This is a genomic window from Symplocastrum torsivum, from assembly GCF_059505465.1.
In genome coordinates this window covers 13887-37606 of record NZ_JCACKQ010000007.1, presented here as the reverse complement: position 1 = coordinate 37606, position 23720 = coordinate 13887, and the positions used below count along the sequence as shown (strand labels likewise).

The window sequence follows — 23720 nt, the reverse complement described above, 5'->3', positions numbered from 1 at the left end:
CAACCAGAAATTACAGCCAGCGCGACCCAAAAGCGGTGCTACTCAAGGCTGTCAAAATGCAGGTGGAGACACGGCTAGAGAGTTCCTTACACAATCGGGTTTATGTCATTCCGGATGCGGATACAAATCCTTCTCAGGTTGAGCATCCTTGGAACATTGACGTTAAATCGGGTTCTAAACCCAAGTTTCGCTTGCAAAAAAACACTAACATTATTACGGTATTTGACCAACCGGGGGTTGATGGCAGGTTACTGATTTTAGGCAAGCCTGGGGCTGGCAAAACTACCATGCTATTAGAGTTAGCCAAAGTCCTGGTGGAACGTGCGGCACAAGACTTAAGTGAACCCGTTCCTATTTTATTGTCCTTATCATCTTGGCAGAATGACCAACAAAGTATTGCCGATTGGATAGTAGCAGAGCTTAACTCAGGTAAATCTTACAAAGTTCGTCGAGATATCACTAAGCAATGGTTTGAAGACGGAGAGATTATTCTCCTATTGGACGGATTGGATGAACTAGCAGCAGAACGACAAGAACAGTGCGTTGTGAAACTTAATGAGTTTTTGCAACCGGGAACCTGGAGTAGTCCGCTAGTAGTTTGCTCTCGGATTGAAGAGTATCAGCTCTACCCAACTCAATTAGCATTGAATACGTCAGTTGAATTGCAACCCTTCAGCGAGGAACAAGTTCAAGAGTACCTGCGGCGTACAGATAACGACCAGCTTTGGAACAGTATAAAGGATGACTTAGAGTTAACAAAATTAGCCCAAACGCCATTTTTATTAAATGTGATAGTGCTTTCCTGTCAAAAACTATCGCAAGCTAAGTGGCAAGAGCTTGAGTCTTCAGAGGAACGCTTGAATTACTTGTTTGCTGCTTATGTTGAGGTGATGTTGGCAAGGAAGTATGAGAGGAAACGCCCTAGTCATGAAATAACTAAACGTTGGTTGGGCTGGCTAGCTCTTAAGTTAATCGAGCAAAATGAGACAGAGTTTTTTATTGAAAAAATGCAGCCAACGTGGCTGGAGGATAGGAGGCATGAACAAATTTATCGGCTGATTGTCAGGCTGATTGGAGGAATCAGAACATCTGAAATCCTTCAATTAAATTGGAAAACTTTTTGGTGGAAAGGGCTGATTGGAGCGCTGCTTGGAGCGCTGCTTGGAGGGCTGATTCTGGGGCTGAATGAAGGGCTGAATGAAGGGTTGAATGAAGGGCTGATTGTCGGGCTGATTGGAGCGCTGATTGGAGCGCTGCTTGGAGGGCTGGGTAGAGGGCTGATTGAAGGATTGAAGAGTTCAGAAATCGAAACAAGAACAAGTCCGAACCAAGGTATCCGCGCATCACTTAAAAATGCTGTAATTACCGGGCTGATTGGAGCGCTGAGTCTCGCGCTGATTGGAGGGCTGAGTTTCGGGCTGATGGGAGCGCTGATTGAGGGGCTGCGTTTCGGGCTGATGGGATGGCTGCGTTTCTGGCTGATGGAATGGCTGCGTTTCTGGCTAATTTTCGGGCTGATTTTCGGGCTTATCAATGGGGGGATAGCTTGTATCCAACATTTCAGCTTACGTCTTATCCTCTACAGCAATGGTCATATTCCCTGGAATTATGCTCGCTTCTTAGACTACGCTACTAACCGACTATTCCTGCAACGAGTAGGAGGCGGCTATCGCTTCATGCACGACCTCTTGCGTCAACACTTCGCCACTAACTATCGCTAATCCCTGATGAAGCAGGATAACAGAGATAACAGTAAAAATTGGCAAACCACTAATACAGGTGGAACCAATTACGTTGGCGAGATTCACTTTCACGGAAATGAGCAAAATTCACCGTTAACCCAACAAGAGTACCGCAACCGTCAGGCTTTACTTACTAAGGTCAAGAACTTTTGGGTCAAAGGTGTTTTAGAAAAATCTCTGTACAACCAAGTGCTGCTCGAACTGGGTTTGGAGGAACGACTTGATGCTGTTGCTAATCCTTGGAGTGTGGTTTTAGAAATTGAGGAGTCTTTGCATCAACCTCTCCCTGATGGGGCAAAGGTAATTGATATCTTTGAGCAAATAGGAGAAGGACGAACGCTGCTGATTTTAGGGGAACCAGGAGCCGGTAAAACTACAACTTTACTAGAACTAGCCTGCAATTTGATTGCTCGTGCAGAACAGGATGTCAATCACCTAATTCCGGTTATATTCAACCTCTCCTCTTGGGCTAATAAGCGGCAAAAAATTGCAGATTGGTTGATAGAAGAACTGAATACTAAGTATCAGGTTCCTAAAAAAATTGGACAGCATTGGGTTAACCAACAGCAACTACTCCTGCTATTAGATGGATTGGATGAAGTTCAGGCTGAACATCGAAACCAGTGTGTTTCTCAGATCAATGCATTTCATCAGGAGTATAGCCCTGAAATTATTGTTTGTAGTCGTATGAAAGACTACGAAAACCTCTCGAACCGTTTAAATTTTCAAGGTGCAGTTTATGTAAGGTCGCTCACCAAAGAACAAGTCTATCACTACCTAGCTAGTTTAAGTGCTGACCTGGTAGGATTGAGAGCTTTGCTTGAAAGGGATATGGTACTACAGGAGTTAGCCAAATCCCCCTTAATGCTTAATATTATGGTTATAGCTTACCAAGGAATAGCTGTTAAAGACTTGCCTAAAATAGACTTGGCGGAAGAACGTCGCTTGCAGCTATTCGATGCTTACGTTGAGCGGATGTTCAAACGACGTTTGGTTAGCCAACACTACTCAAAAGCACAAGTGATGCGTTGGTTGACTTGGCTAGCAAAGCGGATGAAACAAAAGTCTCAAACAATATTTTTAATTGAGAGGATGCAACCAAGTTGGCTACAAAATAAGAATCAAAAAATAAAATATCGAATTGGAACTGCACTAATTGCTGGGCTAAGTTTTGGATTGAGTTTTGGACTGCTTGGTCAGCTCATTTTTGGAATACGTGACGTTTGGCAATCTGGTTTACTTTATAGGTTGATTGACAGGTTGATTGACGGACTAATTATTGGAATAGTTGATGCGCTTGTTGTTGCGCTAGCATTAATTCTTGGACTCGTTAGAGAAAAGATCAAAACAGTTGAAACCCTGAAATGGTCTTGGAGGAAGGCAAGAAATGGTCTCCTATGTTGGATGATTCTTGGATTTACTTTGGGATTGATTGCTGGATTAACTATTGAGCTGATTGATAAATTCTTTTTTAGAACTGAGCTGGAGCAAATTGCTAAACCTGGTCTAGTAGAGATTGTTAGGCTATTTGATGGAGTTCTTGGGTTAATTGCAGGGCTGACTTATGGGCTGACCAATGGACTAGGTGGCTCGGAAATAGAGACAAAAACAATTCCTAACCAGGCTATCTGGATGTCAGCTATGAGTGCTAAGATTTTCGGGCTAGTTGGCGGGTTAATTGGTGGAATAGTTGGCGGGTTAAGTAGTGGGCTAGTTGGTGATTTAACTGTTGGAATAATTGATGGGCTGATTATTGGTTTGGTTGTTGGATTAATTGGTGGAGGTGGTTTAGCCTGCATAAAACATTTTACCTTGCGTCTTATCCTTTACTTCAATAATTACATCCCCTGGAACTATGCCTGCTTCCTTGACTACGCCGCAGAACGTATTTTCCTGCAAAAAGTTGGTGGTGGTTACATCTTCACCCATCGAATGCTGATGGAACACTTTGCCCAAATGGAACTTGAAGTTGAGCGCAAGTCCAGTTAGATGAACTCATGAAATTTATCAGGTAGACGTGAAAGATAATGAGTGAGCCGCAAATTCACGACCTTGGCATGACTGATACAGAGTATGCAACTCTTGCAGCAAAGGGTTATGAGCCTCTATTGGAGCTTCAAATCATAGCTATAGGTGAAGCCCCTTCTCAAGCCCGGAAACTGACAAAAGTTGTGGGATTGCTAAAGGACAAGCCACCAAAAACTGATGAGGAGTGGAGTGAGTTCATGACAGCCTGGGAAGATGCTTGTCAGGAAAGACCGTTGGAAGCATGAATTGATTCAACGATATTCCTCCAGGCTTTCATCCATCATCTAGAGCTAGCTACTTCTAAGATACAACCTTCATTCCATTCTTCTGATGTTAAGTCGAAGCGCAATCTATTTAAAAAGTCAATGTCTGAACAGCATAGACATTGACTAGCCATTGATGGGAGGCTAATTTTTGCTGTAATTATTTGGCATAAGCACATCCTCCCCTTAAATTCATGATTGATAAAGCTCATTTAGAAAATCAACTTACTCCTTATGCAAAGGCTCCAGTTTACTACCCAGACTCCCTTGACCCAATTTTCATTAAGTACATGAAAAAACAGCATAAGAAAATCGAAAAATCTTCCAATCCTATAGATTCATGGTTATATCTTATAGAAGGGAATATTAGAGTTATTTACACTGTATTGGTACAAAATAATATTCCTGCAATAGTTAAACACGGAAGTTTAGACTGGAGCAATAAAGGTGATTTTCCGCCTACTCTTACCCTTCATTGGTGGATAGATGTAGATCCATACCGCATTGATTATAGAGGAAGAGATTGGTATAGTTTCAATCCTTCAAGTAAACCCATAATTGAACAAGTTCCTTATGGTGTTTTTATTCCTAGTGATTTTCCTCTCGTTTCCTATAAATTTGAAAGAGTTGAAGAACTTCCTCCTTTGAGATTTAGATGAATACTTTAAATCCCTTAGTAATGTTACCTGGCACAAAGAAATGCTCAGCTTAATCTCATGGACGATATTCTGGTTCAGGTCGTCAAGCGTCCGCACGTCGCGGTTTATATTTCGTAACTTTATAAACGGCTAACTGACCGGAAATTATTTCTTAGTATTGAAGTTATCTACAAGGCAATGAACTGAATTTTGCATAATATTAGATAACGGAGTATTAAAGTGTCTCAAAAAATAACAGTAGCCATTATTCATGGTATTGGTACGGCAAACGAAGACTTTGTTGATGAAACGAAGCCTGATAAATTTGCTGGCGGCATTGCTAAACCACTAAAATCTCGGTTTGCAGCTTTAATGGGAGAAACGCTAGAGGATACAGATTCAAAACTAAAGATTAAGCCTGTGTACTGGGCACCAATTCTTCAACGTCCTCAAAATGAACTGTGGGATAGGCTAGAAGTTAAAAACTTAAGCAGCTTCTTTAAATTACGTGAATTTGTGTTTCACTCTTTAGCAGATAGTATTGGTTACCAGATTACTCCTTCAAAAAGAAATATCTATGATCAAGTACATGAGAAGTTTGCTGAAACTCTTCAAGAGCTAGCAAAAGATGGCGATGAAAAAGCTCCACTATGTATTATTGCTCATAGCCTCGGTTCCGTGATAGCGAGTAACTACATTTGGGATTTACAAAACAAGAAGGCAAATATAGAAATTGGCAATACATCCTTAGAGAAGGGAGAAACGTTTGCCTTGTTCTACACCTTTGGTAGCCAAATCGCTCTTTGGAGACTGCGATACGACGACTTTGGTACACCTATTACAGTCCCTTCACCGGAACTCTCAAAGCATTATCAAAACCTTAAAGGAGAGTGGCTTAATTTCTATGATAGGGATGATGTACTTGGATATCCTATCAAAAATATAAATGAAGAATACAAGAAAGTTGTTACCCGCGATATAGAAGTTAAGTCTGGCAATTTTCCCTCCGAATGGACACCTCTCTCTCATAATGGATATTGGACAGATAGTGAGGTTGTTGAACCGATTGCTCAAGGTCTTGTCAACGCATGGAAGAGTGCCTACCTGTAACATAGATACAATTGCTATTTAAACCTGAATATCATGGTATATAACCTTTAGCTAATAAGATTTAAACGCCAATTCAGTAGAGTGTAACGCTGTTGATCTTTGACCTGTCTAACAGCTAGGGTAATTGCTTTCTGTTGACCAACAATGACAGCTAACTGCTTTGCACGAGTTAATCCTGTGTAGAGTAAGTTACGGCTCAACATTGGGTAGTGCTGCATAAACATCGGCAGAATTACCACAGGATATTCCGAGCCTTGGCTTTTATGAATCGAAATGCTCCAGGCGAGAGCGAGTTCATTTAAGTCAGCGTAATCATAGCTTACCTGCCGCTCAGCAAACTCAACTGTAACTTCTTGTTCCTCTAAATCAATGTGAGAAATAACTCCCATATCACCGTTGAAGATCTCACGGTTGTAGTCGTTCTTTTTTTGAATCACACGGTCGCCTACCCGTAGAATTGTTCCACCTCTAACAATCTCTATCTTGGCTTTACTAGGTGGATTGATTAATTGTTGCAACACTATATTGAGATTCTTCGTTCCTACGTCCCCCCGTGTCATAGGACACAAGACCTGCACATCAGTAGCTGGATTAAAGCCTACATCGGGAATCAGGTTAGCTACTAATTTCTGAATAGCTTGTACACCCTCTAATGGCTCTGATGCCTCAAACCACAAACAATCAGACTGTGGTTCGTTAGAGATTGGTTCAAGAGTAGGGTACTGCCCTTGATTAATAGAGTGGGCATTTGTGATGATTTTACTGGTTTGGGCTTGGCGGAAGACTTGTGTAAGTCTTACTACAGGCACTCGCTCACTTATAATTAAATCTCGTAATACTTGACCGGGACCAACACTAGGCAACTGATCAATATCTCCTACCAGTAAAAGTTGAGCATCTTGGGAAATAGCCTTTAATAAGGAGTTAGCTAAAAACAAATCCATCATTGATGATTCATCAACCACAATAGCCTGTGCTGGAATAGGATTTTCCTGATTCCGTTTAAAGCTAAAGGTCTTCGGATCGAACTCCAATAGTCGATGCAGGGTTTTAGCCTCCATCCCTGTCATCTCGCTGAGACGCTGAGCAGCCCGTCCGGTGGGTGAAGCTAAAGCAATAGATTTGCCCATTGCTTTCCAAAGGGCAACAATGGTACGAGTGGTAAACGTCTTTCCTGTTCCAGGGCCACCTGTAAGAATTAGAATTCTTGAAGAGGCTGCTGTCTCTACAGCTTTCTGTTGCTGAGTTGAGAGTTCAATTCCTGTTTTCTCGATAAATCGCTCAATCCAGCGTTGAACACGATGTAAGTCTACTGTAACCGGAAGCTCTAGAAGTGACAGAAACCGTTTAGCCAGATGCTTCTCTGTGTGAAAGAATTCAGGTTTGTAGCAGAGCAACTGACTTTCATAACCACCAGCCTCATCCTCAATGACCAGTTCTTGTTCCTGTACCATCTGAGTTGTTAGCCTCAGAAATTGCTCTGGTTTGGGTTGATGGTCTGGAAGTGTTAACAGTTTCACTGCTGCTTTTACAAGTTCAGTTTGGGGTAGAAAACAATGTCCATTTTCAGAAGCTTCACCCAAGACATGAATGATTCCGCAACGGTATCGGAAGTCACAGTTGGGTGCGATTCCCATATTCCGAGCAATTGTATCGGATGTAATGAAGCCAATACCGTAGACATCCTTAGCTAATTGATATGGGTTTTCTGTAACAGTAGTAATCGAATTATCGCCGTACTGTTTGTAAATCTTTACTGCATAGGTAGTCGAAACCCCATGACTTTGAAGGAAAATCATGACTTCCTTGATAGCTTTCTGACTTTCCCAAGCACTCTGAATTAACTTAATTTTCTTTTTACCTATACCAGGTACTTCAATAAGACGGTGTATTTGATTTTCAATAATATCAAGAGTTTCTAATCCGAAATGGGCAACAACTCTTTTAGCCGTGACTGGTCCTACTCCCTTGATTAAACCACTACCTAGATACTTCTCAATACCCGTTAAAGTTGCTGGTTTTGTTTCTCGGTATCGGGTAACTTGGAATTGAGAACCATATTGAGGGTGGTCTTTCCAAAAACCAGTTAGTTGTAGTGTCTGACCAGATTGAATATTAGCGAAGCTGCCAACGATAGTAATTAGTTCACTGATTTGAGGAGCTTTTATACGAGCAACAGTGTAGCCAGAATCCTCAGAGTGGTAGGTCAAACGCTCCACTACTCCCTGAATATCTTCAGGCTGAGGTTGTTGTTGTGAAGGAGCTTGCTCACGCATTAATAATCTACATCTGGAATCTCAGGTTGTTTTGTAGCGTGTTTCTTTGCTTCGGCAAAATTCTTCTTTTCCTGAGAGCGTTCAGAAGCCTCCAGTTCAGTAACCCGATTAAAAAGACGTTGATTTTGTTTCTTTAACTCTTCATTTTCTACTTCAAGTGATTCTATTGCTAGGGATTTAGCTTGAAATTCTCTATTCTTGGTATTCAAACGCTTAATGTCTCTCTGTTGAGCTAAGATTTTCTCTCTCAACTCTGCCTCTGAAAACCCACCTACCTCCTTTAATAAGTTTCTTAAATCAAGATTCTCAGCTTCCAACTTTTCTACTGATTTCTTCTGCTTGGATTGTTCATCGAACTCATGTTTTTCTGAGGTGGTAGATTGCTCATCAGCTATGTTAGGTGTCCATTCTTCCTTGAGTGCTTTCATCAGACATGCTGCTAGGCTGCCAACGTCATGTATGCTGCGGTATTGCTCGAATGCCTCGATTGCCTTAAGTACAGCTTCTTGTGAATGCCGAGGAATCTCTTGGCGCAGTGTTGAGTTGAGCTTGATGCCAGTTTGCTTCAGCGCTGCTTCAATCTGGACAGACATATTTTGAACAGGCAGATTAACCACCTTTTCTTGGGATGCCTGGGATGCCTGTAGTGTTGCCCACAACTCCCGACTCTGTGTCCGCAAGCGCTCCACCTCGTCTTCTAAATCTACAACTCGTGCTACTTGGGCTAGCAGCTCTTTGTTAGCTCTGCGCTGCTCCTCAAGTTGTTGCTGCAAGCGACGGTTCAATAACCTTAACCGCTCTAGATCTTTAACTTCAGCGCTAAGCTGACGTACAGTGCGCGATTTTTTGGTAGATTCCTGTTGCTTCCGCTTCGCTATCTCTATTTCATACGCTAAGTGCTTGTTAACAAAACCGACACTAAAACCAGTACGTCGAGCAACTTCATTTTGACTGATGGTTACACCTTGAGCTAGCATCTCCTCAATAACATCGTGAGCAAGAGCGACCTTCTCCTCCCTTTCATTAGCAAACCGTTCCCGCACCTGCTGCCCATGACGGCTGCGTTCTGCTTCATCCCAATTGCGCTGAACTTGTCGTTGTATCTTCTCGCTCATTGCCTGACTCCAACGCTGCAATCATCTCCTCCAAAGCATTCATCAACTCTTGGTAACTATCGAGAATCTCTGAAGAACCATAATTAAACGCTACTTGCTCCTTAGTACGCAGTCGCTCAAGCTGAGATTTGTAGTGGGAAAGTTTATCGGCAGAGGCAATATGAAAACCACAAGTGTAGCAGCGTCCGAAGCGAGGGCAAAAATCCCGAAAGCTACAATACCCATATAAAGGCTCCCCATTAAGCATCGTCAATCCATCGAGTTCGTGTAATTCTGGGTTGTCCCGCAGGCTCTGAGGATTGCTGTCGTAGGCATAGTATTTCTTGTCCAAGTTCGCCATCACAGTAGCTACATCCAGTAACTCACCAGCAGGATAACGTGTGTAGTGACGTTTGGTAGTTGTTGCGTGGCGATGTTTAAGCCAGATGCGAACAAAATCTAAGCTGAAGCCGTTGCGAATGAGATGTGTTGCCCGTGAGGGACGCAGAATAGCTCCAGTGAATTTGGCTAATTTCCCGTTACTATCTTTGATCTCACAATGTTCGATGAGGTAGCGAATCATTCTAACCATTGGACCACACCCAGCTGTAATAAATGGCGGGCGTTTTACAGCTTTCATTCTTGGGTAGTTTGGGTAGCCAGTTTTGCCTACTCCCTGATAGTGACAAAATAGGTACGGATAATCTTCTCCGTGTAGTTTTTTAATGTAGTGCTGCTGCTGTTGGATAAGGTGGACAAGATCAGTGGTAATAGGCAGGCGATGCTCGTCGTTGGCTTTGTCTCGTTGAAATTTTATCCACCATGTACTACCGTCAGGGTCAAGGCTAATACAGTCTCTACCAGTGTTACAAAGTTCGCTAGGACGGGCACCAATCCAAAAACCTAGCATAAACATGAGCTGTATTGGTTCCGGTAGAATATGTATGTTATCCCGAATTGAGTCAAGCACAGAGTCTTCTAATGGATCGGGTTCGTCATAAAAGATTTTTGGAAAGTCAAAACTGGTAATGAGAGTAGGCGAGGTACTAAAATGTTGCTTAGTGTTCCCCCAATTGAGAAACATCTTTAGGGTAGACATTTCACCCGCTAGTGTATTCGTTGTTATCTTTCCTCGTTGTTTTGTCCAGTAAATTCCTAGCAAATCTCGATCAATTTTTTCCATTGACATTACGCACTGCTGCTGAAGAAAGCGCCCAAAAAAGCTCAATTTATTGGCATACAAATACAAAGATCTAATTTGAGAGCCTGTTTCAATGGCTGAGAGAATGTAAGTCTTTAACAACTTCTTAAACCAATCAGAACCACACCGACTGAAATTCAGAAATAGCGTAGTAAGTTTGTGTTCTTCAGTATTTGGAAAAAATTCTCGTATATCCCAAAAATCATCACTAAACTCCCAAGGGCGACGGGGAACAATTTGTCCCATCCTTCGCTGCATTCCAGCCTTCCAGGGCTGTCCTTCTCCTTTGAACTTTTGACCACAACCTAAACAGAGTAGTGAACGAACAACTTTCCCTTGTACGCAATACTCTGTCTTCAGCACTGCATTCTTTTTGTTACACTTTGGACATGCAACATCAGGTATATGTTCTAATCCTGGAGGGTCGTAGTAACGATGTATGACTTTACCGTTAAGGACAATCTCTCGAATTTCTCGTTTATCTTTTGAAAAGCCCTTGCCACAAGTTTTGCATGAACAAGGTTGGCTCGTATAGCCCTTGTTTATTCTAGGACTTCCTAATTTAACTGTATTGCAGCTACCGCATTTTGGGCAGTTCTCGCCAGCAGGCTGGGCAGGTGGTTTTAAGTAATTACTAGAGAAACTTTTCCCACAAAGATTGCACTTGTATCGTTGTACTTCTTTTCCATTTGAGAAAGTATGAAATCCTCTACTTGTAATATGGTTGCCACCGCAGGAAGGACAGCTATTCCCACTCGCATTAACAGGAATATGGGAAAAATACTCTTCCATGAACGAACGGCCACAGCTTTTGCATTTGTATTGTCGTACTCTACCATTTGAGCGGAGACGAAACCCATTTTTCCGGAATGTACTGTTACCACAGTGAGGACACGTTAAATTACTCATGAGTCAGCTTCTGATTCCCTTCGGCCCATAAACCAGCAACAATGGTGTTTAGGATAGAAATAAATTGACGCGCACTATGTGCCTTTCGGCTATCAGATTGTCCAGCTTCCAGACAATGCTCCAACAACTCTTGATTTCTCTCTCGTACCTGTAGCAATTGAGGCAGATGTTCATCGGCAAAACGGACATGTTCGCAGCCCAGACAGACATATTCAAACTCGCACTTTTCGTTGATTTTGGGTCGAGTGCAAAGTCCTAGTTCTACCTGTCTAGCTCCCCACTCTTTGCGAAGAAACTGGCTGTCCTGATCAGTAGGATAAATGGTATGTCGCCCATCCTTATCTACCAGTACCCGCTCGGTACGCTTCTCCTGTTCCTGTGGCGAAACACAAACATAAGAATCTTGCATATCAGGATTAGCATGTCGCAGCCCGTTCTGAATTTGATCTGGGCGTTTACCCATACGGTCAGCTATCGTTGCATAAGTGCGTCGATACATATGAGTAGTGACATGAGCTAGACTGCCGTCATTGGTACGAATATCATTCTTTTCAATAATCCTTGTTAACAGGTTGTTCAATTTTTCTCTTAGTTTTTTAGGCTGCTCCCTATGGTACTTGACATTGGGTGGCCAAGAATCTTGATGCTGAAATCCTTTTGTGCTCCAGACCCAATGAGAGAATAACCACGGGAAGTCTTCCCCAAACTCCTGGCGCACTAACACTTGTTGTTGCTTGACTAGGAAAACTAGTTCCTCAGGCAAGTCCTGTTCTTGTTTGCTGTTGTCCTGTTTTCCTGTGCAGAGTCGTATTCGTGGTACTCCTTCTCGCCATCTCAAACAATCTATAGGAATCTTAGAAATTTCGCTGATCCGAGTCCCTAATGCTGCATGGAGTTTGAACATGAGATATATCGGTTTATCCAATTGCTCTAGAGCTATATCAAGTTTGTGTTTAACCTCTTCAGGGATGATTTTGGGAGGCTTAGTTCGGTTTTGTCCTAAGTAACTTACTTGAAACTGGATACATCCTGATTGTCTTAGCACATAAAGCAATCCTGACAAACAGTGCACTTGAGACATAGACTTATCCTGTGCCCACTGCTGTACTATCTGAAGAGTTAACAAAGATGGCGTAACATAGCCCTGCTCAACTAGCCATTTACTGAAGTTATTGGTAGCAGAGAGTATATTTAACAAACGCGACAGACTCCACCGTCGATTCCCAACAGCAACCAACACTGACAGTTTTGTCAACTCTTTCAACCACGGCAATGAGATAGCCTTAAAGGATATAGTCCTAGACCCATTAAGTTGGGCATCCTCTGCAAGTGTCGGTAAGTCTTGCCGTATGTCCCAAATATCCCGCTCCAGCTTTGTGTCATTCAGATGAACATAAATCGGATTGTCAGGATGATTCAATACCTCGTACAGTTCAGTTTGTTGTAACGCCAGTATCATTTTATCTTCACTACTCTTTCGATTCCTTCCGCAAGTTCAGCTTCTGCAAAGGAGTGGTCGTAAACATCCAATGTTGTAGCGATAGACTGATGACCAAGCTGCCGCTGTACAGTCTTTGCTACTTCTAACTTGTCTTTACCTTTCTGCCGTCCCTCTCGAATGTTGTGAGTTGCATAGCCATGTCTAAACAAATGTGGATAGATCCGCTTCAAGTCAATACCAGTTTTCTTGTGTAACCGCTTCAGCAGCTTGTTAAGGTTCTGCGGTTCTAATGGTTTGCCATAGCTAGGTGAACCACGGTGAAGGACAACGAAGAGCATGTCGTGTCCCAACCGCTCAACGACTTCACGGGGATACTCTTGTTCGGTGTATTCCGTCAAGATTTCACAGAACTCTCGGTCTCGCAGGAGGTCTGCGATAGATAGCTCTCGTTCCTTCCCCTTTACATAGGCGTGATTTGGATTGTTCCGGCGTACTATTTTTATTGTTCGGGCAGTCCAATCCAAATCAGACTCGTGTACTCCTAGCAGTTCACCCCTACGCATCCCGGTATCTGCCAACAGCCAAAGGATCAGCTTGTCTCGTGCAGTGCTGCAAGCATCGATGAGGATACGCACCTGTTCAGAGGTTAGACAACCAGGAAACTGCTTGGATTCCTTATACCGCAGTTGCGTGGTTTCAGTGGGTGATTGCTTGATGTATCCTGCAAGCTTCCCCCTTTGCTTGGTTCTACGGGATGTGCGATACTTCCTCAGTTTCTTATCCTCAACAGTTCCAATGCTCGTATGGAAATCATAGAACTGTACTACTACGGTGATTGCAAGATTAACGGTGCGCTCGTTGCGACCAGCTAAGATTTCCCCTGATTTGGGAGAAACAGCCTTCCCATCCAATAGCAAGCCACCACTGAGATACCAATAACCGAACTCATCCAGTCGCGATGAACTAAAGTCGCGCCAGTCAATCACCTTTACCTCAAGGTATTTCCAGAATGCTTTGAGTTTTTCGGCATAGGTCTTAATCGTTCCAACGGCAGCTCTAGATCTTTGCTTTGAGCGCAGAAATCGCTCAACTGGCTTGATGAGCTGGTAGTTTTCATCCAATAAGTGCCACCGAACTAGCTCTTCCCCGTTGGAAAGTCGCTCTACAGATTCAAGAACTTTTGCTCCCATGAATAATATGAATAACTTGAATAGCTTACATGAGAGTGATATTACTACAAGACAGCTCCTGTTGTTGTTGTTTATGTGAATAGATAACTAATGTCTATAAAAAAGGAACAGAACGCCTCGGTGAGCAAGGGAAATTTCCCCTGGTCGCGGAAAGCTACCACCACCAACTAAAGAGGGTCCAGAAGCCGAGTGGTGGGGACTACGATAAGGCCGATCGCTTACTAATGTTCCTTTATCTTTCAATAACCCAGCAACGGAGTGGATTTGCGTCACTTCAAGGGCTTCTTCAAACGAGAGCGGGGGTAAAATTCCAGGTAGTCGTCGCGCCAGCATTGTTTTACCACTCCCAGGCGGTCCAACAAAAATCAAGTTGTGTCCCCCAGCCGCCGCAATTTCCAAAGCGCGTCGAGCGTGAGCCTGACCTTTAACATCTTTTAAATCGGGTCCAGTCAACTTGGAGTGAGCCAACTCCTGCAACCCATCAATCTGCATCGGTGAGTAACGCTCTGGCTCATTCAAAAAGTCAGCAACTTGCGATAAATCCTTAAACCCATAAACGGCTAACCCTTGGACAACGGCTGCTTCTCGCGCATTGTCAACGGGGACAACCAAACCAGCAATCCCCAACCGCGCTGCTGCTGCCGCAATTGGCAGTACCCCAGCAACGGGTCGCAAATTCCCATCCAGAGAAACTTCTCCTAAAAATAAATAATCTCCTAGCAACTCAGCACTCACTTGCTCGGATGCTGCCATAATTCCCACACTGATCGGTAAGTCAAAGCTTGGCCCCTCTTTCCGCAAGTCAGCAGGTGTCAAATTGATCACAATCTTCCGCATCGGAAAGGCAAAACCAGCGTTCTTTAGTGCCGCCTTCACCCGTTCTCGCGATTCTTGAACGGCTGTATCCGGTAAACCCACAACCACAATTCCCGGCAGTCCCCCGGAAACATCAACTTCAACGCCCACCTTCACGGCATCAATCCCTACAATAGAAGCACTCCAAACCCTTGCAAGCATATCTATATCCCTTGATACTTGACTTGTGAGTATAGTGCTTGCAATCTTGGCAATTTAACCGGGAAATTACTGTATTTAGTTTCTTCCCAGACGCTCACCACGTAGAATTGCACGTAGCAGCCTGAGTAACTGCAATCAATGCCATTTGGAAAGAGCAGCATGAGCGAAACTATCTTTAGCAAAATTATCCGTCACGAAATTCCAGCGGACATTGTTTATGAGGACGACTTAGTACTTGCCTTCAAAGACATTTCTCCTCAAGCACCTGTTCACATTCTCGTAATTCCCAAAAAGCCTATTCCTCAATTGGCGGCTGCCGAGTCGGAAGACCACGCCTTGATGGGACATCTCCTCTTAACCGTCAAGCGTGTTGCAGAGCAAGTCGGTCTGGAAGACGGCTATCGCGTTGTGATTAACAATGGTGTTGATGGCGGTCAAACCGTTGACCATCTACATTTACACATCTTGGGTGGACGCCACATGAAATGGCCACCCGGTTAAGGTAATGCCCAAAATCTGAAATTTCCTTTAAGAACTTTACAAAACGAAATAAAGGAGTTAAGGTATTTATACGCAGACATCAAACCTCTGCAAAAACATCAAAACAAAGCACTAATAAACCAAATGACAACCACATTACAGCGCGAACGCAGCGCATCCGTGTGGGAACGGTTCTGCAACTGGGTAACCAGCACCGACAACCGCCTGTATGTAGGCTGGTTCGGAGTGTTGATGATTCCTACCCTGCTTGCCGCCACCACCTGCTTCATCATCGCCTTCATCGCTGCCCCTCCCGTAGACATCGATGGTATCCGCGAACCTGTTGCTGGTTCTTTACTCTACGGAAACAACATCATCTCTGGTGCCGTTGTTCCTTCCTCCAATGCTATCGGCTTACACTTCTACCCCATTTGGGAAGCTGCATCTCTTGACGAGTGGCTCTACAACGGTGGTCCTTACCAGCTAGTAATCTTCCACTTCCTCATCGGCGTATTTTGCTACATGGGACGTGAGTGGGAACTCTCCTACCGCCTCGGTATGCGTCCTTGGATTGCCGTAGCTTACAGCGCTCCTGTTGCTGCTGCAACAGCAGTATTCCTCATCTACCCAATTGGACAAGGTTCCTTCTCAGACGGAATGCCCTTGGGAATCAGTGGAACATTCAACTTCATGTTCGTGTTCCAAGCTGAGCACAACATCCTGATGCACCCATTCCACCAGTTAGGTGTAGCTGGTGTGTTCGGCGGTTCACTCTTCAGTGCCATGCACGGTTCCTTGGTAACCAGCTCACTGGTACGTGAGACAACCGAGACCGAATCTCAGAACTACGGTTACAAGTTTGGACAAGAAGAAGAGACTTACAACATCGTTGCGGCTCACGGCTACTTCGGTCGCTTAATCTTCCAATACGCTTCATTCAACAACAGCCGCAGCTTGCACTTCTTCCTCGCGGCTTGGCCTGTCATCGGTATCTGGTTCACCGCGTTGGGTATCAGCACGATGGCGTTCAACCTGAACGGTTTCAACTTCAACCAGTCGGTCATTGACTCACAGGGTCGTGTGATTGGCACCTGGGCTGATGTGTTGAACCGCGCCAACCTGGGTATGGAAGTGATGCACGAGCGCAATGCTCACAACTTCCCCTTAGACCTAGCTGCTGGTGAAGCGACTCCTGTTGCGCTGACAGCTCCAGTTATCAACGGCTAATTCTTAGCACCTAGATAACGAATAAAGCGCTCTCCAAAAGAGGGCGCTTTTTGTTTTTGTGCTTGGTTGGGAAACAGGGATGCTATGTTGCGATCGCGTTTCATCCACATCGCAGTCAAACACAACCACTAATTGAGCTTCAGGCATGAGGCGACGAAGTACCTGTAAATGTCCCTCAGCATCAGAGCGTGTACGACAACGATCTACAACTTTCCGCTGCATATTGGGAAGCAAACGAACTACTAACCACCCGATAAGGCGATCTTTTTTAGGTGCTGTGGGTGCGATCGCATCTCCCGTCTGCCTGATCGGTTGCGCTAAATTGTCGATAAATCCATTGTGGGCAACCTCCTAAAGAATATGGAACCGGGAAATCAAAGGCGTGTTCTTGCCTCTAGTGCTGTCTTAGTTAGTCTATTTCTGGCGGGTGCCAGTTTTGCCCAAAATCCACAACCATCGTCTCCTAGCGCAGTTGCATCGCCCACGGGGAAAGCTTCTCCATCACTACAGCCTGCGGCTACAAGTAACCCAACTGCTTCACCTACAGCAAAAGCCTCTCCGTCATCAACACCTACTCCAAGATTCTTGCAACGCACTGAAGGCAACTGGATTGCATGGTCTGGCGTAATTATAGTTGCCCTTATCACTGGTGGAATTACGTTGTTTACGTTGCGAAAAAACCACCAGTTGGAACGGGACAAAATGCAAATGACAAGGGAGTTGGAGGAGTTGAAGCATGAGCATACAGTAAAACTGAAAACTTGGGAAGCAGAACAACAGAAACAACGGCAAGTAGAAGAGGCGGCAGCAGCAGCAAATCGGGAGGAGGAAGCTAAGGCTAAACAGGCACGGACTGCCCAAGAGTGCGCTGAAGCTTATCGACGCAGCCTGATTAAGACACTCTCTAACCTGAAGATTCTGGAAATGTCCAGTCCTCTTCACTTGGAGGACATCTACGTGCAGGTGCGAGTGCGGGAAGAAGAACCTCTGCGCTATGCCAAAGAGGAGGAGATGGCACCACTAGCAGTAGGAGAACCCACAGAACTGCTACAGCACTCCCAGATACGCTCGGCGGAATGGGCAACTAAAGCCATGTCACCGGAAGACGCCTTAGCCAGATTGCGACGAATGGTAGTGCTGGGCGATCCGGGGGCTGGTAAAACTACGATGTTGCGCTATCTGGCTCTGAGAGTGGCTAAAGGGGAGCTGTCAAACTTGCCTGAATTGCCAGTCTACGTTGAATTGTGGCGCTTTGTGGACAGCAAAATGGACAGCCTGCTCGATTTCGTTGCCTCAGACTGGGCTGAACGCTACGGCTTCCGGGAGGCTCGCTCCTACCTTCAGGAACAGTTGGAGCAGGGAAAAGCCGCCTTATTGTTGGATGGACTCGACGAGGTGCTGGCTGGCGCTACCCTTGAAGAGGCTAAAGACGTTTACAAGCAGGTTATTGATGAGGTAAATCGCTTGGATAGCCTATTCCTTGAGGCTCCCATCGCACTAACTTGTCGCAAAGCTGGCTGGCATAGGGGATTGACAGCATTTCAGACTTTAGAAGTGCTGGATTTTAGCTGGAAGCAGATTCAGGATTTTGTCAATAACTGGTTTAAAGCAGATACCGCCAAGGCTCAAGGACTACAGCAAGCACTGGCAGGAAATTTGCGGATGCAGACGCTGGCAGCAAACCCACTTATCTTGGCTCTGATTGCAATTGTCTACCAGAAAGACCTGGAATTACCGGAGCGTCGCGCTGAGCTATATAGTCGCTGCCTGGAAGTCTTGCTTAGAGAGTGGGATACTCATCGAAACATCAAGCGATGCACCCAGTTCACGACAGATCGAAAACTCAACCTCTTGAAAGAAGTAGCTTGGCATTTTCACCAGTCAGGGAAACGCTACTTCCCTGAAGCTGAATTGCTGCAACTGGTTGCCGATTTTCTACCTGCCATCAATATTCCTCCAGAAGAGAGGCAAGCGATCCTAGATGAAATTGCCACCCAATATGGTTTGCTAAAGGTGCAAGCTCATAGCTGGTATGGGTTTCTGCATTTAACGTTCCAAGAGTACCTGGCTGCTCTCGCTGCCAATGACAGAGGTACAGACGGAATCCAAACAGTTGTCGCTCATCGCCACGAGCCTTGGTGGGAAGAAGTCATCCTGCTGTTAGCTGGATGCATGGCAGATGCAACACCACTACTGTTGGGCATCTTAGGGCGTTCAATTGAATTGCCGCCTGAAGACGTAGACAGGCTAGTGTCTACAGAGGAACATCTAGCTGCAAATGATGACCTTTTCGACAGTGATTTACTCTTGGCGGCACGTTGTTTAGTAGGCACTCCTGTTATTAGGATGCGAGGTTTGAGAGAGCGCATCATTGCCGAGGTAAAAAATCTGCTTCAAACCTCAGCATACAAGCTTGATTGGGATCGGGCAGCTCAAGTCTTGGTGGAGATTGGCAACACAGATCTAATTGATGAGCTGCTGGAGATGCTCATTCCTGTAGGAAGGACTGAGCTAGAGAGACAGAGAAATGTTGTTGCATTAATGGAGAAGCGCTTTAGCATTGCCTCTGCCTGTGGGCAACATGGCGATCAAAATGTAGCTGAGCGCTTGCTGAACCTTTTGAAGAGGAGCGTAGAACCTGATGGACAGGTACTTGGGCGTATCTCATATGCACTAGCTGAGTTAAGAGCTAGCAACGCTGTTCCTCAGCTACTTACTATGTTCAATGCTGCGACAGAGCAATGGACTCAGATACAGTTGGCTACGGCTTTGTTTGAATTAGGGGAAAAATCCATAGTTCCTAAGCTGATAGATACGCTAACTGACGAGGATTGCTATGACGCTGAAAAAATTACAATCCTTGAGTTGATAGGCAATTCAGGTGACAAGTCTGTTGCTCCTAAATTACTACAGATGCTATTGACAGAAACCACTAACACCAGCATAAAGCCAGCGATCGCTCAGGCTCTGAGAGACTTAAAAGATTCATCATTAGTAAGTTCCATTTTGGAACAACTTCAAGATGAAACTCTAGATTGGGAGATTCGGTGGTTGTTGACAGAATCCTTGGAAGGTCTGCAAGAAAGTGCTATGACTTCATTAAGGAAAATGCTGGAAAACCAAAATATTGCCAAGCGCGTCCGAGCGGGCATAGCTGCAACTCTAGGAACTTGGGGAGAACAAGAGAGTATCAAATGCCTACGCGAGGCAATACAAAGCCAGGTCGTTCCTCCTAACTTGTGTTTGGGAAACTCTAATTGGATTGGCTATGTTTGGCGACGGATAACTCGTACTCTCAAAAGCTTGGGAGATAACTCTGTATTGCCAGCACTAGTGAGAGCATTGGAGCAGACTACAGCTAACTGGAGAGAAGAGGGCTTGTCATCCCCGTGGTTTATACGTGATGAGATCAACAGACTCTTCACTTGGACAACAAAATATAATGCATCTGTCTGTGAGGCAAAGGGCATTATCTTTGCTACCTTGGAATACGAGCCTGATGTAATTGCTCAGCAAGTGCTAGGGATTTTGCGTCAACAGACTTCACGCTCATTTCAAGATGAACTTCTAGACACTCTGCCGAAACTTGCTACCAAGTCGTTGGTGCCTGAGTTATTGCATCTACTAGCAGAGCGTGGGACGTACACAGCCCCGTACAAGACATGGGTTTCTGTAGTCAAGGTAATTGGTGAATTAGCCGATGACTGTGAGACAGTCACAGCATTGCTCGAAGTGGGTTCATCGCTGAGCAGCCAAGAGGAAAGCTATTTGGAACCTGCAATTTACCAAGCGCTCTATTCAGTTAGCCGCAGGGCTAGGGTGCGGGTGGGTCGTGACGAGCAGATAGAAGAATTAAAAACTCAGACCACACATTAAAGTCGAAGTATATACTTTGAAAACTAGCTATTAGGCTGTTGAACTTTTTTGGAAGTGCGTTGCGAGAGCAAGCGCAACAACAGCATTACCCAATTAGCGATCGCACTCACTACTGATTCCTCCCTAACTTGCCAGTTGTACGATTAAAGAAAAATAAAGCAATTCGAGGAGTCCATGACGCTAACACAGGTTTGGGGGTCTCTGCTCATCTTTACCGTCTGTCCGCTTCTCGGTGGACTCCCCCTGATTTCCTGGATTACTTATGCTCTAACCCGGCGACGGCTAGCAAAAGTTGGTACTGGCAATGTTTCAGTCTCAGCCGCCTTTTACCATGGTGGGCGCTGGGTTGGCATATTGGCTGTGTTATCGGAGGCAGCTAAAGGAATTGCCGCCGTTTTACTAGCGCGTTACTTCTTTCCCACTGAACCCACATGGGAGTTGATTGCTCTAATTGCTTTAGTCATGGGTCGTTACCAACTCGGCAAAGGAGCAGGTACAACTAATGTTGTCTGGGGCATCATAGCTCATGACTGGGTTGCAGCATTGTTTGTATTTTTAATTGGTGGAGTTGGCTTTACTATTTTCCGCGATCGCACTAGCGGACGTTTCGGTGTCCTTATTTTATTACCCTTAATCTTGGCACTCTTACACCCCCAAGACCCTGCCCGAATTGTTGCCGCGATCACATTGGGTGGAGTACTGGCTTGGATTTATCAAAAAATTCCCGATGATTTAGACCTTCCATCAAAGGAAGGAAAGGCAGAATCTCAAAAAGTGTTTCGTTTTTTTCGAGGCGATCGAACCATTATTTCTCTTGACTCTAAGCTAGATTCCAGCAAAGTTGGACAAAAAGCAGCTACTCTATCTCAACTCAAGGGGTGGGGTTACTCAGTCGCGACTGGATGGGTACTACCACCCGGAGATGACCCAGACCCATTGATCAAATACCTCCCCGTATCTGACTTTGAACCTTTAGTCGTGCGTTCTTCCGCAATTGGGGAAGACTCCGAGGAAGCATCAGCAGCAGGACAATATCGAAGCATTTTGAATGTTACCAGTAGACCTGCATTGCAAGAAGCAATTACTCAAGTCTTGGCTTCCTACCATGACCCTACCGCCGTTCAGTATCGGCGTGACTTGCTCCTGCGGAATCCCTCTAAAGCTAAGCGAGTCCAAAGCAAATCGCCAGAAGACTCAATGGCAGTGCTGATTCAAAAACAAGTCCAAGGCGTTTTTTCGGGTGTTGCCTTCAGCCGTGACCCAATCTCCCAACAAGGTGATGCAGTAGTAATTGAGGGGTTACCAGGAGACGCAACAAGGGTGGTATCCGGTCGAGTCACACCAGACCATTACCGAGTGTATCTTCAGGAATCAAAACTCCAGGGCAATGGAGATTCCTCCACTAGCCCCGACTCACCCGTACCCAGTGCCCAAATTGAAGGAAGTGGTGATTTACCCCCGGCATTAATTCAGGAAGTAGCTGTTCTAGCACGTCAGTTGGAAGACCGCTACCACGGCATTCCTCAAGATATTGAATGGAGTTATGACGGTCAGCAGTTGTGGTTACTGCAAGCACGACCGATAACTACCCTACAACCGATTTGGACACGCAAGATTGCGGCGGAGGTCATTCCTGGTTTGATTCGACCCCTCACTTGGTCGATTAATCGTCCCCTTACTTGTGGCGTGTGGGGAGAGATTTTTACCGTTGTTTTAGGGACAAGAGCGCACGGATTGGATTTTAATGAAACAGCGACACTGCACTATTCCCGTGCCTACTTCAATGCCACACTACTAGGGCAGATTTTTCGGCGCATGGGTTTGCCACCGGAAAGCCTGGAATTTTTGACCAGGGGAGCAAAGTTTTCTAAGCCACCGACCCGTTCTACTCTGCAAAATCTGCCGGGGTTATTGCGGCTGTTGGGTCGAGAATGGAGTTTAGAAACAGATTTTGAGTCGGATTACCAAAAGCAATTTGCTCCTATCCTCAGCCAACTGACAACTCAATCTGTATCTATCTTGTCTCCAACCGCAATCCTAGAACGAGTAGACGGAATTTTGGAGCAGTTGAAGCGAGCAACCTACTACAGTATTCTTGCTCCTCTAAGTCTTTCACTTCGGCAAGCAATATTGCGGGTTCAGGATACGGAATTGGATAATAGCCAGACACCGGAGGTTGCCAGTTTGCGATCGCTTACGCAACTGGCAGATGATACTCGCCACTTACTACGCCATTCACCCGATGTTTATGAAAGTGGGGCAGCTCTCTTTGCTACTCTGGCAGAAATCCCAGATGGTCAAAGCATTTTGGAGCAGTTTGACCAGTTTCTTGACCACTATGGTTACCTCAGCGAAGTCGCAACCGATATTGCTGTTCCCACCTGGAAAGAAGACCCCCGACCTGTTCGGCAATTATTCACTCAGCTTCTTTCTTATCCACCACCTCCGTCAGCACAACCAACTGACCAGAGTTGGAAAGCACAGTTAGTACAGGCACGACTAAACCTTAAAGGTCGAGTCACAGAGATTTATTCGCAGTTGTTGGCACACCTACGCTACAGCTTTGTCGCTTTAGAAACAACCTGGCGACAATCAGGTTTATTATCCGAAGCTGGAGATATTTTTTTCTTGGAGTTCTCAGAAATTCGTCGTCTTATTGCTGATGCAGACCAGGAACTGCGAGAACAACTGCCTCAAATCGTGGAAAAAAGGCGATCGCAACTTGAACAGCACCGCAAACTCGCCAGTGTACCTTCTCTGTTTTATGGCAATGAGCCTCCCTCTCCCCTTACCGTCTCCGCCTCATCCCACTCAGCTCAACAACTGCAAGGAATTGGTGCCAGTGCTGGGCAAGTAGAGGGCTTAGTTAAGGTTCTGACTAACTTGCAATCTGTTACCCACATTGACCGACAAACTATTCTTGTCGTGCCTTACACAGATTCTGGTTGGGCACCACTACTAGCGCGTGCTGGCGGTTTAATCGCTGAAGTTGGTGGACGTCTTTCTCATGGTGCAATTGTGGCGCGTGAATATGGCATTCCAGCCGTGATGGATATCCAGAACGCTACCCAACTTCTACAAGATGGTCAGCGAGTGCGGATTGATGGTCAGCGAGGTATTGTCGAAATCTTGTAACTCAAGATTTCGGGTTGTTTACTACAGCACTGATTCTAGGTGCAGCAGAGGGAACGCTCTTAAGCCAACGATAGCCAACGATTTGTAGAAAAG

At 45.1% G+C, this 23720-nt stretch carries 15 protein-coding genes and 2 pseudogenes; 9 read left to right on the top strand and 8 right to left on the bottom strand.

The window, feature by feature from the left end; genetic code table 11:
* The first annotated feature begins 35 nt into the window (after positions 1-35).
* The 5 genes from AC5JL3_RS01915 (at position 36) to AC5JL3_RS01895 (ending at position 5781) form a co-directional block, all read left to right on the top strand.
* On the top strand, positions 36-1721 hold the full coding sequence (locus tag AC5JL3_RS01915) for an NACHT domain-containing protein (RefSeq protein ID WP_496072877.1): 1686 nt from the start codon (positions 36-38) through the stop codon (positions 1719-1721).
* Positions 1722-1727: 6 nt separating this feature from the next.
* The gene (locus AC5JL3_RS01910) at positions 1728-3731 is read left to right on the top strand and encodes an NACHT domain-containing protein (RefSeq protein ID WP_496072876.1); all 2004 of its coding nucleotides are present in this window, start codon (positions 1728-1730) and stop codon (positions 3729-3731) included.
* A gap of 38 nt (positions 3732-3769) precedes the next feature.
* Positions 3770-4015, top strand: a complete 246-nt coding sequence (locus tag AC5JL3_RS01905; protein WP_496072875.1) for a hypothetical protein — start codon at positions 3770-3772, stop codon at positions 4013-4015.
* Positions 4016-4227: 212 nt separating this feature from the next.
* Positions 4228-4692, top strand: a complete 465-nt coding sequence (locus AC5JL3_RS01900) for a hypothetical protein (protein ID WP_496072874.1) — start codon at positions 4228-4230, stop codon at positions 4690-4692.
* A gap of 219 nt (positions 4693-4911) precedes the next feature.
* Positions 4912-5781: a hypothetical protein gene (locus tag AC5JL3_RS01895; protein ID WP_496072873.1), complete on the top strand. Its 870-nt coding sequence runs from the start codon at positions 4912-4914 to the stop codon at positions 5779-5781.
* A gap of 47 nt (positions 5782-5828) precedes the next feature.
* On the opposite strand, the gene recD2 is transcribed toward AC5JL3_RS01895, so the two are convergent.
* The 7 genes and pseudogenes from recD2 to AC5JL3_RS01860 form a co-directional block, all read right to left on the bottom strand.
* Positions 5829-8057: an SF1B family DNA helicase RecD2 gene (recD2, locus tag AC5JL3_RS01890; RefSeq protein ID WP_496072872.1), complete on the bottom strand. Its 2229-nt coding sequence runs from the start codon at positions 8055-8057 to the stop codon at positions 5829-5831.
* Positions 8057-9172, bottom strand: a complete 1116-nt coding sequence (locus AC5JL3_RS01885; protein ID WP_496072871.1) for a DUF6262 family protein — start codon at positions 9170-9172, stop codon at positions 8057-8059. Before AC5JL3_RS01885 ends, recD2 begins: the two co-directional genes overlap by 1 nt.
* A complete protein-coding gene (locus AC5JL3_RS01880) occupies positions 9129-10715 on the bottom strand; it encodes a tyrosine-type recombinase/integrase (protein ID WP_496072940.1) in 1587 nt (528 codons plus the stop codon). The genes AC5JL3_RS01885 and AC5JL3_RS01880 overlap by 44 nt, the downstream gene beginning before the upstream one ends.
* A 435-nt stretch (positions 10716-11150) precedes the next feature.
* Positions 11151-11261, bottom strand: a pseudogene (locus AC5JL3_RS01875) (hypothetical protein); the annotation flags it as partial.
* Complete coding sequence (locus tag AC5JL3_RS01870; RefSeq protein WP_496072870.1) at positions 11254-12720, bottom strand: tyrosine-type recombinase/integrase; 1467 nt, start codon at positions 12718-12720, stop codon at positions 11254-11256. The gene AC5JL3_RS01870 and the pseudogene AC5JL3_RS01875, both read right to left, overlap by 8 nt.
* A complete protein-coding gene (locus tag AC5JL3_RS01865) occupies positions 12717-13892 on the bottom strand; it encodes a tyrosine-type recombinase/integrase (RefSeq protein ID WP_496072869.1) in 1176 nt (391 codons plus the stop codon). Before AC5JL3_RS01865 ends, AC5JL3_RS01870 begins: the two co-directional genes overlap by 4 nt.
* Before the next feature lie 102 nt (positions 13893-13994).
* Positions 13995-14909: pseudogene (locus AC5JL3_RS01860) on the bottom strand (YifB family Mg chelatase-like AAA ATPase); the annotation flags it as partial.
* 159 nt (positions 14910-15068) lie between these two features.
* On the opposite strand from AC5JL3_RS01860, the gene AC5JL3_RS01855 reads away from it, so the two are divergent.
* Both AC5JL3_RS01855 and psbA read left to right on the top strand, forming a co-directional pair.
* Positions 15069-15410, top strand: a complete 342-nt coding sequence (locus AC5JL3_RS01855) for a histidine triad nucleotide-binding protein (protein WP_496072868.1) — start codon at positions 15069-15071, stop codon at positions 15408-15410.
* A 123-nt stretch (positions 15411-15533) separates the two neighbouring features.
* Positions 15534-16616: a photosystem II q(b) protein gene (psbA, locus tag AC5JL3_RS01850; protein WP_192221405.1), complete on the top strand. Its 1083-nt coding sequence runs from the start codon at positions 15534-15536 to the stop codon at positions 16614-16616.
* A 3-nt stretch (positions 16617-16619) separates the two neighbouring features.
* Here psbA and AC5JL3_RS01845 read toward each other — a convergent pair whose 3' ends face one another.
* Positions 16620-16838, bottom strand: a complete 219-nt coding sequence (locus AC5JL3_RS01845; RefSeq protein ID WP_496072867.1) for a hypothetical protein — start codon at positions 16836-16838, stop codon at positions 16620-16622.
* Positions 16839-16976: 138 nt separating this feature from the next.
* On the opposite strand from AC5JL3_RS01845, the gene AC5JL3_RS01840 reads away from it, so the two are divergent.
* Positions 16977-20492 carry an NACHT domain-containing protein gene (locus AC5JL3_RS01840; protein WP_496072866.1) on the top strand — a complete coding sequence of 1172 codons (3516 nt, stop codon included), beginning with the start codon at positions 16977-16979 and terminating at the stop codon, positions 20490-20492.
* Between the two features lie 174 nt (positions 20493-20666).
* Positions 20667-23627, top strand: coding sequence for a glycerol-3-phosphate acyltransferase (locus AC5JL3_RS01835; RefSeq protein ID WP_496072865.1), 2961 nt, complete (start codon positions 20667-20669; stop codon positions 23625-23627).
* Positions 23628-23720 lie beyond the last annotated feature (93 nt).

What these genes read in the sequence shown, in the direction of transcription:
- AC5JL3_RS01910 (WP_496072876.1), top strand. Translation starts at nt 1,728, where the DNA reads ATGAAGCAGGATAACAGAGATAACAGTAAAAATTGGCAAACCACTAAT.
- AC5JL3_RS01905 (WP_496072875.1), top strand. Translation starts at nt 3,770, where the DNA reads ATGAGTGAGCCGCAAATTCACGACCTTGGCATGACTGATACAGAGTAT.
- AC5JL3_RS01900 (WP_496072874.1), top strand. Translation starts at nt 4,228, where the DNA reads ATGATTGATAAAGCTCATTTAGAAAATCAACTTACTCCTTATGCAAAG.
- recD2 (WP_496072872.1), bottom strand. Translation starts at nt 8,057, where the DNA reads ATGCGTGAGCAAGCTCCTTCACAACAACAACCTCAGCCTGAAGATATT.
- AC5JL3_RS01885 (WP_496072871.1), bottom strand. Translation starts at nt 9,172, where the DNA reads ATGAGCGAGAAGATACAACGACAAGTTCAGCGCAATTGGGATGAAGCA.
- AC5JL3_RS01870 (WP_496072870.1), bottom strand. Translation starts at nt 12,720, where the DNA reads ATGATACTGGCGTTACAACAAACTGAACTGTACGAGGTATTGAATCAT.
- AC5JL3_RS01865 (WP_496072869.1), bottom strand. Translation starts at nt 13,892, where the DNA reads ATGGGAGCAAAAGTTCTTGAATCTGTAGAGCGACTTTCCAACGGGGAA.
- AC5JL3_RS01855 (WP_496072868.1), top strand. Translation starts at nt 15,069, where the DNA reads ATGAGCGAAACTATCTTTAGCAAAATTATCCGTCACGAAATTCCAGCG.
- psbA (WP_192221405.1), top strand. Translation starts at nt 15,534, where the DNA reads ATGACAACCACATTACAGCGCGAACGCAGCGCATCCGTGTGGGAACGG.
- AC5JL3_RS01845 (WP_496072867.1), bottom strand. Translation starts at nt 16,838, where the DNA reads ATGCAGCGGAAAGTTGTAGATCGTTGTCGTACACGCTCTGATGCTGAG.
- AC5JL3_RS01840 (WP_496072866.1), top strand. Translation starts at nt 16,977, where the DNA reads ATGGAACCGGGAAATCAAAGGCGTGTTCTTGCCTCTAGTGCTGTCTTA.
- AC5JL3_RS01835 (WP_496072865.1), top strand. Translation starts at nt 20,667, where the DNA reads ATGACGCTAACACAGGTTTGGGGGTCTCTGCTCATCTTTACCGTCTGT.